The organism is Lacibacter sediminis (assembly GCF_014168535.1).
Taxonomy (GTDB): domain Bacteria; phylum Bacteroidota; class Bacteroidia; order Chitinophagales; family Chitinophagaceae; genus Lacibacter; species Lacibacter sediminis.
Genome location: NZ_CP060007.1, coordinates 2,175,184 through 2,191,215 on the forward strand (window position 1 = coordinate 2,175,184; position 16,032 = coordinate 2,191,215).

The following is a 16,032-nucleotide window of genomic DNA, read 5'->3' on the forward strand; positions in this document are numbered from 1 at the left end:
TGGAAACTGAGTTTGCTTATAATAAAACATCCCGCAATTGCGGGATGTTTTTGTATCTGCAGGTGATTAATCTAAACCACCTCTGCGTGTTGCTTTTGTTTGCGCCGGCCATTTGCCCGGTTCACCCGTGCGTTGATTAACAGGTAATACGATGCGTTCACGTGAAGTTTTGTTTTCATCTTCACAAGCCATGTAAATGAGAATAGCAGTTAAGATTGCATTGTTTTGTACATCATCAAACACGATCTTATCATACGTGTCACGGTTAGTATGCCAGGTGTAATTGCCATAGCTCCAGCTGTTAGAGCTTAATGAAAATGCAGGAACACCTGCTGCTACAAACGATGCATAGTCAGATCCGCCACCACCGGGAGCTCCCGGGAATCTTGTTTCTAGTTCCGCTTTGTATTTGTTTGGTACACGTGCCAACCAACGGCCAATATAATCGTATGCATGCAGGAAACCCTGACCAGAAATATTTACAACACGTCCTGTTCCATTATCCTGGTTAAACAGCGCCTGTATGTTTGCAATAATTTCCGGATGATCTTCTACAAATGCACGTGATCCATTCAAACCCTGTTCTTCGCTTCCCCAATGACCAACAAGAATGGTGCGTTTAGGATTTGGATAAACCAATTTCAAAATACGCATTGCTTCCATCATCACCAATGTACCTGTGCCGTTATCTGTTGCACCCGTACCGCCATCCCATGAATCGAAGTGGGCAGACAGCATTACATATTCATTTGGTTTGGTTGATCCTTTTATTTCTGCAACAGTATTATATGTTGGCACAACACCAAGTTCTTTTGAATCGGCACGCACACTGATCTTTGGTGTAATGCCGGCTTCAGCCAAGCGATAGAGTAAGCCATAATCTTCCAATGCAAGATCAACAGTTGGAACTTTCTTTGTGTTTGATCCAAAGATCTTGTTTACACCAAAACCTCTCGACCAGTTACTCATCACCACACCAACTGCACCTGCATTTTCCAAAGCAACAGGTAATGTTCGAGCCGTGTAACCAGTTTTGCTGATGCGTTTGCTCCATGCTTCTGTTAATTCAGTGCGTTCCTTTTTCATTTTCTCAATTGATTCTTTGGTTCCAAACTCATCCCAGTTGTAATCAGGACGACCGGTTGGTTGATTCATTGAGATCATCACGAATTTTCCTTTCACAGTTGGCAACCATTTTTGAAAGGCAGCAGAATCTGCTAAGTCAGGAACAATCACCACGTCAGCAGTAACTGTTTTGCCACCTGTGCCGGGGCTCCACGCAAGCTGCATGCCTTCCAATGTTTTTATACGGGGATGAACCATGTCAACATGTGTAACGCCTCGTTGCCATCCACGCCATTCACCCCATTTTTCATTACGTGCAGTTACACCCCAACTTGTATATTTTGCAACGGCCCAATCATGTGCCTGTTGCATTTGTGGTGTGCCTACAAGACGTGGCCCAATGCCATCCATTAATTCCTGTCCGAGTTTTTTCAGTTGAGAATTTTCTGTGGCTTCTTTAATGATGCGGCTTACCATTACAGAATCTTTGTGCTGCGCAAAAGTTGAAGTGCTTAGTAACAGTAAAGCAATTACGAATCGAATCATGTTGATAGAGTTGTAGTTTATTTACGAATGACTCGAAAATAGGGAATCATCCCTGTCTCAAGAGGTTCAAATGGCAAAATGTGATAAATGGAAAACGGTTTGAATGGTTATTCTGCAATAATGATCTTTTGCTGGATGATTTCTGTACCGGCAGTGATGCGGAGAATGTACAGACCCGGTTGCCATGCCATTTTCCTGTTAAGTTTAATATGGCTGGTACCTTTTGCGAGTCTTTGTTGCTGCCGGTCAACAATTTTTCCTGAAGTGTGAATCAGTTGAATAGTGGCCAGTTCATTGTTCGGCAATGTTACATACAGGTTCATATCACTGCCACTTACAGGGTTGGGGTTTACTTTTACATGCAGTGCATTGGTATTGCCGGTTTTTATCGTAACAACTTCACTGTAATAAGTGCGTCCGTCTTTATCTGTTATTTTTAAACGGTAAAAGTATAGATCATCCTGCTGCGCATTTTTATCAGTATAGCGATAGTCTGCTGTGCCGTTATCTTTCATTGTTACAATACTGTAAAAACCTGATCGTTCAGTTCTTCTCTCAACAGTAACGGTAGCAACCTGATCATAATTGAGTAATTGCCATGATAGCAGCGGAAGTGTATTTTGTAACTGAACGTTCAATGATTTAACCGAAGAATACAATACGCTGCAGTTATCATACGAAGTAATAACAATTGAATCTCTTCCGTTTTCACCGCATCCACTTAAGAGCTCCTGTGTAACAATATAAGTGCCGGGGCCACTTACGGTAATGGAGGTTCCTGTTGTAGCACCAACAATATTACCATTACTTGTGCTCCAGTAATAAGTTGATGTTGATAACGGATTTGCTACCGTTATGACAGACGTAGTATGAGTTGGACATTGTCTTGGAAAGTCGACGTCAGTTTCCAGGTCTGCTACTGAACGGAAATGAAAAGGACTTGTGAAATCTTTCAAAGCAGAAGAAAAAGAAGTAGATGATCTTGATTTCACCAACACTTTTCCAAATGCAAGATTACATATAGAACCACTTGTAAACGTCATTGGGTCGAGCCCGAGTTTCGAAAGGTTTACCGAAAACTCCATAAACTGAATGGGTGCATATTTGGACCCTAACACACTGGCAGTTGTAAAATTTCCAAAAGGTCCTGACCAGGTTGAGTCGGTATTTTGCAAGCCTTGATAAAACGTACCTCCATTATTGGGAACAATGCCAGCATAACCGTGTGTTGAACTTGCAGCCTCTCCATCAAACGTACCTGTCCAGTCAAACGCTCCGGGAGATACAGTGGTAATAGATGTTTTTTCCGTCCAGATTCTGGCTTCAATAAAATTAAGACCTGCGTTTCCATACTCTGCAGTAAAAATGATGTCACCCAGTTGAGTGATATTGCCGGCTCCATCAAATTTCCACGTAGTATGGCCAAAGTCTGGTCCATAATTTTGAAACAAACCGGTTGCTTTGTTATAGGCAATATCTGTTTGATATAATTCAAAGTCGAAATAGCGATCACCATTTGTGCCCAGGATGCCTACAGCGCCAAAAAACCACAATGAATCGGTTGGGTTGGTACCATCTCTACGCACATGCAGAAAAACTTCAGAAATATCATTCTTCGATAAAACAGGAGTAGTAGTGCCAGCCCATGCCTGCGGACTTTGGCCATTCTTCAGTCCGCCAATAAAAGCAGTTGAATCATTATCCCGATGATCCCTAACGAAGGCTGCATCATAATAAATACGGTTGCTGATAGTACTCAAAACCGGATAGCGCATGCTTCTTGCAAACGACATCGGTTTTGTTAAAGGGTTAGTGGAATAACCGCTCAGGATACCTGCGGCACCTGTTGTGTCGATAACATGAATACCTGCACCTGCTGTCCCATCATGAAACCAGTCATCATTGCCTGCTAAAATTGATAAATTGAAAAAGTTTGCCCTTAGGTCTGCATCAACGCCAAAATTTGCACGGATCATTGGGCTGGTGATCTGTGCAGAAAGAAATAGTGGAAAAAGAAGAATAATATGCAATGCATGCTTCTTCAACGGGTATAAGATTTGGGTACACGTAAAGTTACGTTTCTGTTGAAGCTCTGTATACTTGGTGATACTACTTATTCCGCCTTTTTTTCCGTACTAATGGTTTTTGTTTAGAGAGCTTACACGTAGCCTGCAGAAGGGGTAAAGATTGTACGACAGATCACTTGTTTTGTATCGACAAGATGATGCGAACAGCATGTTCCCTTGAATTTTCGATAAAGAGGCGGGAAGTGTTCATGCCACCGCAAATAACACCTGCGAGATAAATATCAGGCACATTTGTTTCATGTGTTTCTTCGTTGTAATCGGGCTTTCGAACGTCATCATTTGATAGGGCAATCCCCATTTTTTCTAAAAAACTTAAGTTGGGTTGATAACCGGTTGCAGCAATCACCCAATCGTTTTCAATTGTTTTAATTCCTTCAGGTGTTTGAATGATCACTTCATGTTCTTTTATTTCCATGATCGATGATTCATAATAAGCTTTGATAGAACCTTCTTCAATGCGGTTCACTACATCAGGACGCACCCAATACTTCACACGTTCGCCCACTTCTTTTTCCCGGATCACCATTGTAACATCAGCACCTTTGCGCCATGTTTCCAATGCGGCATCAACAGCAGAATTGTTTGCACCAACAACAATTACTTTTTGAAATGCATAGAAGTGAGGGTCTTTGTAATAGTGTGTTACTTTCGGCAAGTGTTCACCTTTTACATTTAGCAAGTAGGGGATGTCATAAAATCCGGATGCAATGATGATATGATCAGCGGTGTAGGTTTGCTTTGTTGTTTGAATTGAAAACCCTTTTGTCGTTTTTTCAACGGTGTTTACCTCTTCAAATAGATTAATATTGAGTTTGTAGGCAACAGTAACTCTTCTGTAATACTCCAACGCTTCAGCTCTTGTTGGTTTTGCATTCACCGAAACAAAAGGCACTTCACCAATTTCCAAACGTTCTGATGTGGAGAAGAAGGTCATGTTGGAGGGATAGTTGTACAACGAATTCACCAAACAACCTTTCTCTAAAATGAGATAGGGAATGCCAGCTTTCTTTGCTTCAATTCCACAGGCCAAACCAATGGGTCCACCGCCGATGATGATGATGGGATAATGTGTTGTTTGCATGAAGGGCAAAGATAGGAAGGGGTTGGGTTGCTTTGATTGCTTACTCCGCAATCTTCGCTTCTCTTCTGCTGCCGCTATATAATTCATATTCCAGCAAACGGCAATCAATGGTACTGTTATAAAATTCAATTCGGCGCTTGGCTTTTAATCCGATCTTTTTTGCAAGCTCCATATTGCCGGTAAATACATAACCGAAATACCCGCCGCATTTCTGTTTCATAAAATCACCAATGCGTGCATAAGTTGCTTCCAGTTCCTGGATATCACCCAAACGTTCACCATATTCGGGATTTACCATCATAATGCCTTTTGCATCAGCAGGAACGACTGTGTCCGCAAAATCACACACCGCAAATTCAATCAGCTTTTGTACACCCGCAGCAACTGCATTCTTCTTTGCATTCTCAATTGCTTTCGGACTATAGTCTGTTGCAATAATTTTTAAATCCGGCACATCAATGATCTGTTCTTCCAGTAATGCATCTTCTTTTATGTACACATTGTCATCATAACCCTGCACATGCATAAATGCATAGTTGGTGCGGTACAATCCCGGTCTTCTATTCGTTGCGATCAATGCAGCTTCTATAGCCAACGTTCCCGAACCACACATCGGATTTATAAAAGGCGATACACGATCCCACACACTTGCATAAATGGTTGCTGATGCCAAGCCTTCGAGCATAGGTGCAAGTCCGGGAATTTTCCGGTAACCATGTCGTGCCAATGAATCACCCGATGTATCAACAAACACTTCAGCATTTTCATTCTTCCAGAACAGATGAATAACAGTGCCCGTCAATTCTGCGCCTGTTGATGGACGAGTACCTCTGATGTCACGAAGACGATCAACAATGGCATCTTTCACCCGCAGGTTGGCAAACATGCTGTTGTTGATGGTTGGATTGTTGACATTACTCGTCACCGAAAAATAGCCGGGATCAGGCAATATGTTTTCCCATGCATAATCTTTAAGGTTCTTATACACATCGTCGCCATCATTTGCAGTGAATTGTTTTAAACTGTACAACACCTGGCTTGCACAACGCAGATTCAGATTGAGTTTAATACAATCGTTGATGGAGCCCGTCAACTTTACACCGGTTACAAATGCTTCATCAACTGCAAAGCCTAGTTCCTTTACTTCGTTTTCAAGATAAGGTGCAATGCGTTTGTGGCAGGTGATGATGATGGAGGAGGGAGTGGTAAACAGGTTCATGCGTGTAGTTTGAGGAACAAGAAAGAAAAGGTACAAGGTACAAGGCGCAAGGTACAAGGGGTGTCAGCTTCAGTGCTTGTGCCTTGCTTTCTTCTTGAACCTTGTGCCTTGTTGCCCTATTTGGCAACTGCAATTTTCACTTTCTTCCCTTTGATCTTTTGATCTTTAATTAAGTGAAGTGTGTGGTTGGCTTTTATTTTTTTCACGGCAACAAAAGCAAAAAAGTCTTTCACTTCAATCAAGCCAATATCTTCTTTTTTCAATTCGCCTTTTTGACTTAAGAAACCAACGATATCCACTTTGTTTACTTTGTCTTTTTTACCTGCAGCAATAAACAACGTGCTCCATTTTGGTTTCTCAGGTATCTCTGCTGTTTCAGGTAATACAATTTGTTCTGCATCAGCAGGAATATAAGCCGGCAGTTTTTCATCAGGACCCAGAATCACAATGGCAGTACCACTTGCATCCATGCGTGCTGTACGTCCGTTACGATGTGTGAATGCATCTTCGGTATGTGGTAAATGATAATGAACAATGTAACGGATGTTGGCAATATCCAAACCACGTGCAGCAAGATCAGTTGTAACAAGAATGTTCGATGTGCCGTTTCTGAATTTACACAAGGCCGCATCACGTTCCTGTTGTTCCATGGCACCGTGGTAAAACACATTCAGAATGTCACGTTCTTTCAACAATTCGCTGGTGCGCTCCACTGATTCACGATGGTTGCAGAAAATGATGGTGGAGCGGTTGCCCAACATACACACCAGTCGAAACAATGTTTCGAGTTTATCTTTTTCAGGACTGTTCAATGTTTTAATCGCAAGACCTGTATCAGAGTCCTCGTTGCCGGTAAGAAAATCAAGTTTCTGTGGTTCATTCAAACCAACAAATGAAGGAATGTCTTCCAGGTTGGTGGCAGAAGTGAGCACTCTCTTTTTAACAGAAGGAAGTGAACCGATGATGAACGACATTTCTTCCTGAAAACCTAATTCCAGTGATTTATCAAATTCATCGAGTACCAATGTTTCAATACTTGCAACGGTAATATTTCCACGACGTATATGATCGGCCAAACGGCCGGGTGTACCAATAAGCAATGCAGGTGCCTGCTTTAAATTGTTTTCTTCGATCTCCCGTTTATGACCACCATAGCAACAGGTTACTTTCAGATTGAGCTGCATGCTTTTGAATACATGCTCGATCTGGATCGCCAGTTCACGTGATGGCACAATAATGAGTGCTTTTGTTTGATTGTCTGCCGCCTGTAACTGTTCCACCAGGGGTAACAGAAAGGCCAGTGTTTTGCCACTGCCTGTTGCAGATAATAAAATGATGTCTTTCTCTGATGCCTGTGCTTCCATAGAAGCCACCTGCATTTCATTCAACGCTTTGATTTTTACGTTTGTCAGGACCTCTTCCAGCCAAACCGGTTTCTTTTGCATAGCGGCGAAGGTAATCAATTGTGGGGAGGTGGGTAGAAAGTGCAAGGAAGGGTTGCCAACCTTGCAACACGCTGCTGCTTTTATCGAACAGTTTGCCAAAGGTTGGCAACCCTGTAGCATCGTGCTGTCATTGCCGCATCTTCTTCGTGTTTTCTTCGGGATTCCTTCGGAGTTTGTTCGGATAACTCCGAAGGAAACACGGCAAAGGTCCGAAGAAGGTGCGAAGCGGGTATTAAAAATGAGTGCTTGCTTTAGTCGAGTTGGGCATAAACAAAACGCTGTTTGCTGGAACCGGAATGTACTAAGCACGGCGAGTCCCTTGCAGGAGACTTGCCTAAAAAAGAAAGGCTTGGTGTGGAATTAAAACGCAGTTATTGACTGTATGCAGACGCTTATAAAACGTTTGTATACGGTTATTTTATTTTGTGGATTGTACTAACAACAATACAAAATGTTGAACATTAAATAATTGATTTTCAGCAACGAAATTTTTAATCCACAGCATTCTATATCACATATATTTGTGTTGTACGCTACTTTATGAAACAGTCATTATCGTCAATCATTTTTATTTTTTTCTGTGAGCTTTCTTTTGGACAGTATAAGGTTGACACTACCTTGAAGGCGGAGTATTGGCGCATGTTTGAAAGACTGCCTGAAAAAGTCAAAAAAGACAAGGACACAGAATTTAAAAGCGGTATGGGAATACTTATTGGCATTAAAGCTGACACGCTGAACAAAAAAGACCTTGAACCAGTTGACACCTCTTTGAAGATTTTTAGTATCAATCAGGAGACCGGAGAACAAGAACCACTGGCGACTAACCCAAGTGAGGCAGAAACAATCAACGTCGAACATCCGCAATGGCTTAGTTGTGGTTGCAGATTCAAAGGTGACACTTTAGAAATTTATTCTGGTATTTCTTTATTCTCAGGTTTTGCAGTTATTACAAAGTTGACTGGCGACAGAGCAATAGCACTCTACACCGAACATGAAAGCGAAGGCAAGGTTTTTCGGACAAAACTGACAAACAAAAAGGTGAGTGAGTTTACCATTCCTGCAACTATCAACAGTTTAACCATTGATAGAAGACCCAGCAAAGGATTGAAAGAGATTTATGGGAAAATGGCTGTCACGACAAATGGTTATTATACTTATGTAAACGCTTGGGGCTTTAAGCATGACTACATTTACAAGCGTATGCAATTACAGTTTTACTTTCATTGTGACACGAAAAGCAGTGTACAACAGGCAGTTTTGCAATAGGCTGGCAGACGGAAAAACAATCAACAACAAATCGCTAATCAGCAGCGGTCATCGGCTGGACTTTACAAATTGAACTTTAGTTCTTATTTTCATCATAATTAATTCTATCAGCTTTTGCATCGGCAGACCAACCACGGAAGCCCAGCCCATCGCAAAGCTGATAGACGTTGTGTGCTATACAGTGCGACATGAATTACATTGACACGATAAGAGCCGAAATCAAACAGTATTTCAACCCAGACAATGCTATCGACAATAGCAATGAGACAATATTTTCTCCTAATAATAAATATAGAGTTGACAAAAAATCTTTTAAGCAAGAAAAGCCTGATTGCAATTGGGAATGTACCAAAGTAGAAATCTATCAAAATGAAAACTCGACTCACCTATTCTCATTCTTTGTTAATGAAGGAACTTTTTTTCATTCATGGGTCACAAAAAACAACATTGAATACTTACTTTGTGCAGAGGACTTGTGTGGTGGACAAACTGTTATTGACTTGACAAATAAAGTGATGTCATCCTACACAACAAATGATGACGGACTTATTTGGACAAAACATTTGTTATCCCCGAACGAAGACCTTTTAGCCGTTTTTGGTTGTGGTTGGGGTTCTGCTTTTTTTGTAACAGTTTATCATTTTGACAAGCCAATGGACTTACCGCTTAAAATCGCTTACGAACCAACTTGGACGGGATACGATATTATTGAATGGATAGATAACAAGACATTGAGAGTGGAAAAATCAGAAGGCCAAATTGAAACACTTCAACTATAAAGTACAGCCCCTTTTAGGGCAAGCGTCTCGCTTGTGCTCTTTAAGAATCTTAAGCTGAAATGAATTTGTATTATGACGGCACAAGCGAGACGCTTGAGCCAATTAAAGACATTGCGTACTACGGAGCAAACGCAAACAATCAACTTCAGATTAAATTTTGAACTTCAACTACCGGCAGATATAACCACGAATAAGGTAGTTGATGTTCAGGTTGGCTTGTCACTTGTATTTCTTACCAAACCGATGCCGGCAAAAAAGAAAATGGCACCCACAATGCCAAATGCAGCAATGAGTTTAATGTTTGCTGTGCCTGTTCCTCCATTAATAAAACTAATGGCTGCATATACAATGCCACCAACACCCAGTAGTGATAAAATAATCCCCAATACCCGCTTTTCCATACTTGTTTTTTTACAAGGTAGCGCTATCAACCTGATAGTTGCCTTCTGAATGCCGTAATGTGAGAATGATACAATAAAAACGAAGAATTGTATAAAACAATGCGTCAATGAAGGACATCAAGGCGTTTCGTCGAAGCATAACAACAGCGTATCCAAACTTTTTCATTTACTTATTTCTCTTCATCTTCGCATCCATTTTTTATTCAAATTTATTCAGCCATGCGTATAAACGATTTTCTCAATAAACTCCGTACACAACCCAACAGTATTTTGTTTACTGATACAATGGAAGTAATTGAAACGAATTATGATTTCACGCCGGTGCGTTTTACCAACGGCAATGCTGTAAACGAAGCCGGCACTAATTCAGGTTCATGCAAATTATTTGCGTTTGCAAAATTGAACGGGTTAAGTACCGAAGAAACACTAGCTTGCTTTGGCGATTACTATCGTGTAGATGTATTGCAACACCCCGATGCAACCAATCATGCCAACATCCGCAATTTTATGATCACCGGTTGGGAAGGCATCAGCTTTGATGGTGAAGCATTAAAGGCAATAAAAAGTTAAAGAAATTTCTTATCAGATGTAACTTAACAGTAAGAAGTAAGTATGACTGAAAAAATCCTTTCACTTATTCGCCAGGACTTTAACAATGAGCAAAGACAGTTAGTCGTAAATGAGCTTTCTTCAATCGGGTTAAAGCATGTTATGGCTGAATCAACAGAAAACCTGGAATCAACTCATGTTGCAATTTTAAAATTGGCCAAAGGCAACGTAGATGCTGTTGTTCGCTACACAAAAAGTGCGAAAGCAGATTTCAGAGATGTAATCATGTGGGCGGCTGATGATGATTAGTAATGCCTGTTTTTCTCAAACTTACAATCGTTATCTTTGCCTCTCAATTTAATTTGCCACATGAAAGAAGTATATGTTATTTCCGCCGTTCGCACACCCATGGGAAGTTTCGGCGGCAGTTTAAAAAGCTTAACCGCTACACAGTTAGGAGCTATTGCTATTAAGGGTGCATTGCAAAAAGCAGGCGTGGACGCAGGTAAGGTGCAGGATGTCTTAATGGGCTGTGTGATCCAGGCCAATCTCGGTCAGGCACCGGCAAGACAAGCAGCAAAATTTGCCGGCTTACCCAACGAAGTAAATTGTACAACTGTAAATAAAGTATGCGCCAGTGGTATGAAGGCCATTGCGCAAGCTGCACAAAGTATTATGCTGGGCGATGCGGATATTGTGATTGCCGGTGGCATGGAAAGTATGAGCAATGTGCCGTTTTATGTGGACAGTATGCGTTGGGGAAACAAGTATGGCAATACAAGTTTTATCGATGGCCTGGCAAAAGATGGTTTGACAGATGTGTACGATGGTAAGGCGATGGGCAACGCTGCCGAGTTGTGTGCAAAAGAATGCGGTATCAGCAGAGAAGACCAGGATGCATTTGCCATTGAAAGTTACAAGCGTTCACAGTCGGCTTGGGAAAAAGGGTTGTTTGATAACGAAGTTGTTCCTCTTGAAATTCCGCAACGCAAAGGCGATCCCATTGTGTTTGCAAAAGATGAAGAACCTTACAATGTAAAGTTTGATAAAATACCAACACTAAATCCGGCTTTTCAAAAAGATGGAACAGTTACCGCAGCCAACGCAAGTACTATGAACGATGGTGCAGCTGCATTGCTGTTGATGAGTAAAGAAAAAGCAGATGAGTTGGGATTGAAACCAATTGCAAAAATCAAATCATATGCTGATGCGGAGCAGGCACCTGAATGGTTTACTACCACACCATCATTAGCAGTGCCGAAAGCAGTTGCTAAAGCAGGTTTGCAAATGAGTGATATTGCTTATTGGGAATTGAATGAAGCATTTGCTGTTGTTGGTATTGAAAACAGCAAGCGTATGCAACTCGATCCAGCAAAAGTAAATGTGCATGGCGGCGCAGTTTCGTTGGGTCATCCGTTAGGTGCAAGCGGTGCACGTATTATTGTTACGTTGATCAATGTGCTCAAAGCGAATAATGCAAAATATGGTGCTGCAGGAATCTGTAATGGAGGAGGAGGTGCCAGTGCAATGGTGATTGAAAACACAACCATCTAAATCTCCCCGAAAATTGACTTAACATTCAAAGACCTAACTTGTTTAATACTAAGATGAAATAGAAACCTCTCCAAATCGGAGAGGTTTCTGGTTATAATACAGATATTATTAGGTTTTTTTAATTCGACACTACTTTCACAATCCTGTATATAACTCTTGCACTTTCATGTTTTCTCATGTTCCCGAGAATATCAAGATTGTCTGGAAATACAGTTGCAGGATCCCAGGGTGTAAGCAATGCATCCTGTAAGGTCTTGAACAGGTCATATGAAATGGTATTGAATTTCATATCGCCGCCTGTTGGAGAAAGTACGGTTGCATTACCCCAGCCAATTTGCTGTGTTTGTTTTTTATCCATAGCCGATTGCAGAAAAGGTTTCCAGAGGTTTTTTTCAGCGTTAATAAAAGCCCCTGCGTTTTCAGAGAGGTGATAATTCATTACCACATAATTAAAATCTTTTGCAGGGTTTACTCCTTTTGCTTCGGCCCAGTCTTGATTGTGAAAAAAGATCTGGCTGGTTACAGTTGTAAACGAATTGGTTTCCATTTGTGCATAAGGAATTTTGGGAAACAGCTTTGCAGGATCGAACGTATCGCCGCTCCATGCAGAATCAATATTTGAAAATCCATTAATGAATAAAAAATTAGACGAGTTCGGCAAGTCGTATCCACCAACTTTTTCAAACAATCCCCAGAAGTTCATCTTCTTTGCATCAACAGCTTTTTGTGCCACTTTGCTCCAGTAAGTTGTTTCCCTTTTAATGAACTCTTCAACTTTATCAGCAGGTACATGACGGTACTGGTAAACCGATACCTGCGCATACAGTTGCTGTGAAGGAATAAAAAATACAAACAGTAGTAAACTGAGTATGATGTTTTTGTATATGGAAGAAATCTGTTTCATTGTATTGATTTTTTAATAGCAAGTAATTTGTTTCGCATAATGCGCCTCTTTATTTTGAACTTAGATCTGCTCTGTAGATTAATAACTCACTCCAAACGTTATCCAGATAATTTCTTTGAACATCCAGCCAGCTATCCCAGGAGTCAGAGCCATTGATAGTTTCATAACGTTCCTTCATTGGCTTGCGGAAATTTGGTGCTCTTTCTTTGAGACCCTGTTTGTAACGTGTAACTACAGCAAATTGCAATGAGCCCGATGAGCTTGAAGAATAACCGGCCATTGATTCGCCACCTGCCTGCCAGGCTTTTCTAAGACCTCTAATGCCTTCATATACTTTGCCTGCCCAACCTATTTTTGGAAAGTAGTGCGTAATATTAATTTTATCGGAGTAGTCACCAATAGCAACTGTGCTCAATGAATCAATATAGGCATAGTAAGCGCTGGAACCTCTGTCGGTTAAATGTATGGCCACACTTCTGTTCCAGTCATTATTATGTTCGGTTCCCAGATTGCCTCTGCCATCAATTGCTTCCCAGCTGGTTGGTCCCTCCGTAATGTGATAGCCACCCGCATCAGGTCCTGTTGAAATTTCAAAAACACGCCAGCGCCATTCGCCGCTGTGATATTTTTGAGCATGCGTAGTTAATGCTTTCTCAAATTCCAGCACCTTGTCAACTTTGGGAAACACACGATTGACATTTACGATATTTTTTGGCTGACTAATCCCGATAAAAGGAATAAGCAGGCAAATAAGAAAAATCTTTCTCATTGTTATTTATTTAAAATGTGATTGGAAAAACTACAGCGAAAGCTGTTTGTTTTGTTGATAAAAAGTAATCGTTGATTTTTATAATAATTTATTAATGGCGGAGGAAGCATTAATTATTTTGAGCCCAGATCTGCACGCAGGCTAAGCATTTCACTCCAGCGGCTTTCAATTGCTTTTGCATAATCGGCCAGGTAATAATTCCATGCACCTGCACCATGCACTTCATCAAAGCGTTCTGCCATTGGTTTGCGGAAACCCGGACTTAATTCTTTTAATCCTTGTTTTAAACGATTAACCGTTACAATTTGCGGCGGACCTGATAGACTCACATTATACACAGCCACGCTTTCATTACTGGCCACCCATGCTTTTTTTAATTTACGTACAAGGTCATTGGCTTCCCTGATCATACCCGGTTTAACGAACATATGAGTAATAATGATTTTATCGCTGTAGTCAGTAATGGCTACATTACTCAGTTCTGTACTATAAACGGAGTAGCCGGTGGTGCCACGTTCGCTTGTATGTGGTGAAACATTTTTTGCCCAGTCGAGTGTGTGTTCGGCACTCAGGTCGCCACGTTTATCAAACTGCTCCCAGCTAAGTGGGCCTTCCGTTATATGATAGCCGCCTGCATCGGGTCCTGTCTCAATATAAAACACACGCCACTTCCAATCGCCTGTGTGATACTTCTGTGCATGCGATGCTAATGCTTTTTCAAACTCAAGTAATCTGTCTGTTTTGGGAAATGCTCTGAATGTACTAACCACGTTGTTCTGGCTCATTCCAATTATAGGAACAAGCAGGCAGAGAAGAAAAATCTTTCTCATGTTTTGTTGTTTTAGAATGTGAATAAAGAGAGGGTAGTGTTGAGATAGGGTGGGAAGAAATATTAAGTTATAGCAATTCCCGGCCAAATCAAAGGAGAAAGATTTGCATTATTTCGTACGAGCACAGTTGATAGCTCTCCACTAACGGTAAAGGGCAAGGGAAGATGGAAGTTTTGGTCTTAATCTTTGCGTGCAACACACATCCAATCCCACGGGTGCGGTTCGTCGAGCCATTTGGGTGGATTGTTGAATTCGGTTTTCCAGGTGTAGTTGATCTTTTCAACCCGGTCAACTGTAAAGCCATCAAGTTTCAGCAAAAGTTCCAGTTCTTCTTTCAGGTAATGTTTGGTGGGTACATTATCAATATCAGTAACACCTTGCTTAATATTTTTTGCAAGAGCATATGCCTTTTCAACCGATTCAATTTTTTCTTTATGATCATCATCCACATTCCAGCGGTTGGCAATGATGTTGGTGTAGAGTTTAGATTCGAGAGATGGTACAACAAGGATCAATGTGCCACCCTGGTTCAAACAAATATTGAGCGATTGAAAAAAGTTGATACGTTTTTTTAAATTATCGGTGAGGATGGCGTTAATGCAAACTGCCACATCGCAAGGAGTAACGGTCAACGTGTAAGCACTCATATCCATTCGTTGGTATTCCACGTTGGGATAGTCTTTGCATTTCTCTTTTGCAATGTCGAGATTAATGGCAGAGATGTCTGTTGCTACCACATATTTGAATGCGGTAGCAAGTAAAGGGATCCATTTGCCGATGGCGCAACCAATATCTGTAACGGTCTTCTCTTTTGATGCAACTTCTTCAATAGCTCCAACGATCTTTCCGCTGGCATCGTTCTTCAGCACATCAAAAATTTCTTCGCTGTAGTTTGGTGCAATACGTTCCCAGTAATTTCTGTCCATGTTTATAAATAAGTCTTTGGCTAAAGATAATTTTTTGTTGTTGATTGAAATGTATTCCAGTAACTTAACTTCTCAACAAAAAGCTATGAGTTTAATCACAATACGATATGCAAGCGCTGATGATGCAGAACTGATCGCCGATATGAGCCGCACTTCTTTTTACGAAGCCTTTGCCAAAGACAATACAAAAGAAGACATGGATATTTTTATGAGTGAGCAGTTCAGCAAAGAAGATTTGATGAAAGAAGTAGAACTGAGCGAAGGGATTTTTATGCTGGCGTATATCGATGATGAGCCGGTTGGTTACGCAAGGTTGCGTGTTAAGAATAATCTTGCACACGAGCAGGCCATTGAAGTTGCACGCATTTATGCATTGGATAAAGCCATTGGCAAAGGAGTAGGGAAGGCGTTAATGCAGGAATGCATCAACAAAGCAAATGAACTGCAGATGAAATCGATCTGGCTGGGAGTATGGGAAAAAAATGAACGGGCCATTGCCTTTTACCAACGCTGGGGCTTTGAACGTTTCGGTGAACACCAGTTCCTGTTGGGGACAGACCTGCAAACAGATTGGCTGCTGAAAAAGACTTTATAAGGCAGCGTATTTCTAC

16 protein-coding genes are annotated in these 16,032 nt (G+C 41.1%); 6 read left to right on the forward strand and 10 right to left on the reverse strand.

Translation table 11 applies throughout. The features are described from left to right. Nucleotides 1-66: 66 nt before the first annotated feature. The 5 genes from H4075_RS09280 to H4075_RS09300 form a co-directional block, all read right to left on the reverse strand. Nucleotides 67-1,611 carry a M20/M25/M40 family metallo-hydrolase gene (locus H4075_RS09280; protein WP_182806166.1) on the reverse strand — a complete coding sequence of 515 codons (1,545 nt, stop codon included), beginning with the start codon at nt 1,609-1,611 and terminating at the stop codon, nt 67-69. 107 nt (nt 1,612-1,718) lie between these two features. Continuing rightward, on the reverse strand, nt 1,719-3,656 hold the full coding sequence (locus tag H4075_RS09285; RefSeq protein WP_182806168.1) for a T9SS type A sorting domain-containing protein: 1,938 nt from the start codon (nt 3,654-3,656) through the stop codon (nt 1,719-1,721). Nucleotides 3,657-3,810: 154 nt separating this feature from the next. Continuing rightward, complete coding sequence (locus H4075_RS09290) at nt 3,811-4,779, reverse strand: YpdA family putative bacillithiol disulfide reductase (protein ID WP_182806170.1); 969 nt, start codon at nt 4,777-4,779, stop codon at nt 3,811-3,813. Nucleotides 4,780-4,819: 40 nt separating this feature from the next. Further along, nucleotides 4,820-5,998 (reverse strand): THUMP domain-containing class I SAM-dependent RNA methyltransferase, encoded by a 1,179-nt coding sequence (locus H4075_RS09295; RefSeq protein WP_182806172.1) that lies wholly within the window; start codon nt 5,996-5,998, stop codon nt 4,820-4,822. Nucleotides 5,999-6,114: 116 nt separating this feature from the next. Then, entirely contained in the window at nt 6,115-7,443 is a 1,329-nt protein-coding gene (locus H4075_RS09300) for a DEAD/DEAH box helicase (protein ID WP_182806173.1), read from the reverse strand. 540 nt (nt 7,444-7,983) lie between these two features. Between H4075_RS09300 and H4075_RS09305 the strand changes: the two genes are divergently transcribed. Both H4075_RS09305 and H4075_RS09310 read left to right on the forward strand, forming a co-directional pair. Then, entirely contained in the window at nt 7,984-8,709 is a 726-nt protein-coding gene (locus tag H4075_RS09305) for a hypothetical protein (protein WP_182806175.1), read from the forward strand. 188 nt (nt 8,710-8,897) lie between these two features. Continuing rightward, nucleotides 8,898-9,488: a hypothetical protein gene (locus H4075_RS09310; RefSeq protein ID WP_182806176.1), complete on the forward strand. Its 591-nt coding sequence runs from the start codon at nt 8,898-8,900 to the stop codon at nt 9,486-9,488. Nucleotides 9,489-9,694: 206 nt separating this feature from the next. On the opposite strand, the gene H4075_RS09315 is transcribed toward H4075_RS09310, so the two are convergent. Continuing rightward, on the reverse strand, nt 9,695-9,889 hold the full coding sequence (locus H4075_RS09315; RefSeq protein ID WP_182806177.1) for a hypothetical protein: 195 nt from the start codon (nt 9,887-9,889) through the stop codon (nt 9,695-9,697). 219 nt (nt 9,890-10,108) lie between these two features. Here H4075_RS09315 and H4075_RS09320 point away from each other — a divergent pair, with 219 nt between their 5' ends. The 3 genes from H4075_RS09320 to H4075_RS09330 are packed head-to-tail and all read left to right on the forward strand — an operon-like array spanning nt 10,109 to nt 11,992. Then, entirely contained in the window at nt 10,109-10,459 is a 351-nt protein-coding gene (locus H4075_RS09320) for a HopJ type III effector protein (protein WP_182806179.1), read from the forward strand. Between the two features lie 42 nt (nt 10,460-10,501). Beyond that, complete coding sequence (locus H4075_RS09325) at nt 10,502-10,747, forward strand: hypothetical protein (protein ID WP_182806180.1); 246 nt, start codon at nt 10,502-10,504, stop codon at nt 10,745-10,747. A gap of 60 nt (nt 10,748-10,807) precedes the next feature. Beyond that, nucleotides 10,808-11,992: an acetyl-CoA C-acyltransferase gene (locus H4075_RS09330; protein ID WP_182806181.1), complete on the forward strand. Its 1,185-nt coding sequence runs from the start codon at nt 10,808-10,810 to the stop codon at nt 11,990-11,992. 118 nt (nt 11,993-12,110) lie between these two features. On the opposite strand, the gene H4075_RS09335 is transcribed toward H4075_RS09330, so the two are convergent. The 4 genes from H4075_RS09335 to H4075_RS09350 form a co-directional block, all read right to left on the reverse strand. Next, the gene (locus tag H4075_RS09335) at nt 12,111-12,896 is read right to left on the reverse strand and encodes a hypothetical protein (RefSeq protein ID WP_182806183.1); all 786 of its coding nucleotides are present in this window, start codon (nt 12,894-12,896) and stop codon (nt 12,111-12,113) included. Between the two features lie 49 nt (nt 12,897-12,945). Continuing rightward, nucleotides 12,946-13,665 (reverse strand): hypothetical protein, encoded by a 720-nt coding sequence (locus H4075_RS09340; RefSeq protein WP_182806185.1) that lies wholly within the window; start codon nt 13,663-13,665, stop codon nt 12,946-12,948. Between the two features lie 113 nt (nt 13,666-13,778). Beyond that, nucleotides 13,779-14,495 (reverse strand): hypothetical protein, encoded by a 717-nt coding sequence (locus H4075_RS09345; protein ID WP_182806187.1) that lies wholly within the window; start codon nt 14,493-14,495, stop codon nt 13,779-13,781. Nucleotides 14,496-14,674: 179 nt separating this feature from the next. After that, nucleotides 14,675-15,421, reverse strand: coding sequence for a methyltransferase domain-containing protein (locus H4075_RS09350; protein WP_182806189.1), 747 nt, complete (start codon nt 15,419-15,421; stop codon nt 14,675-14,677). Nucleotides 15,422-15,506: 85 nt separating this feature from the next. Here H4075_RS09350 and H4075_RS09355 point away from each other — a divergent pair, with 85 nt between their 5' ends. Beyond that, nucleotides 15,507-16,016 carry a GNAT family N-acetyltransferase gene (locus tag H4075_RS09355; protein WP_182806190.1) on the forward strand — a complete coding sequence of 170 codons (510 nt, stop codon included), beginning with the start codon at nt 15,507-15,509 and terminating at the stop codon, nt 16,014-16,016. The last annotated feature ends 16 nt before the right edge of the window (nt 16,017-16,032 follow it).

Coding starts and splice junctions, on each gene's coding strand:
- H4075_RS09320 (WP_182806179.1), top strand. CDS start 10,109: ATGCGTATAAACGATTTTCTCAATAAACTCCGTACACAACCCAACAGT.
- H4075_RS09350 (WP_182806189.1), bottom strand. CDS start 15,421: ATGGACAGAAATTACTGGGAACGTATTGCACCAAACTACAGCGAAGAA.
- H4075_RS09315 (WP_182806177.1), bottom strand. CDS start 9,889: ATGGAAAAGCGGGTATTGGGGATTATTTTATCACTACTGGGTGTTGGT.
- H4075_RS09300 (WP_182806173.1), bottom strand. CDS start 7,443: ATGCAAAAGAAACCGGTTTGGCTGGAAGAGGTCCTGACAAACGTAAAA.
- H4075_RS09355 (WP_182806190.1), top strand. CDS start 15,507: ATGAGTTTAATCACAATACGATATGCAAGCGCTGATGATGCAGAACTG.
- H4075_RS09305 (WP_182806175.1), top strand. CDS start 7,984: ATGAAACAGTCATTATCGTCAATCATTTTTATTTTTTTCTGTGAGCTT.
- H4075_RS09280 (WP_182806166.1), bottom strand. CDS start 1,611: ATGATTCGATTCGTAATTGCTTTACTGTTACTAAGCACTTCAACTTTT.
- H4075_RS09340 (WP_182806185.1), bottom strand. CDS start 13,665: ATGAGAAAGATTTTTCTTATTTGCCTGCTTATTCCTTTTATCGGGATT.
- H4075_RS09330 (WP_182806181.1), top strand. CDS start 10,808: ATGAAAGAAGTATATGTTATTTCCGCCGTTCGCACACCCATGGGAAGT.
- H4075_RS09345 (WP_182806187.1), bottom strand. CDS start 14,495: ATGAGAAAGATTTTTCTTCTCTGCCTGCTTGTTCCTATAATTGGAATG.
- H4075_RS09295 (WP_182806172.1), bottom strand. CDS start 5,998: ATGAACCTGTTTACCACTCCCTCCTCCATCATCATCACCTGCCACAAA.
- H4075_RS09335 (WP_182806183.1), bottom strand. CDS start 12,896: ATGAAACAGATTTCTTCCATATACAAAAACATCATACTCAGTTTACTA.
- H4075_RS09290 (WP_182806170.1), bottom strand. CDS start 4,779: ATGCAAACAACACATTATCCCATCATCATCATCGGCGGTGGACCCATT.
- H4075_RS09325 (WP_182806180.1), top strand. CDS start 10,502: ATGACTGAAAAAATCCTTTCACTTATTCGCCAGGACTTTAACAATGAG.
- H4075_RS09310 (WP_182806176.1), top strand. CDS start 8,898: ATGAATTACATTGACACGATAAGAGCCGAAATCAAACAGTATTTCAAC.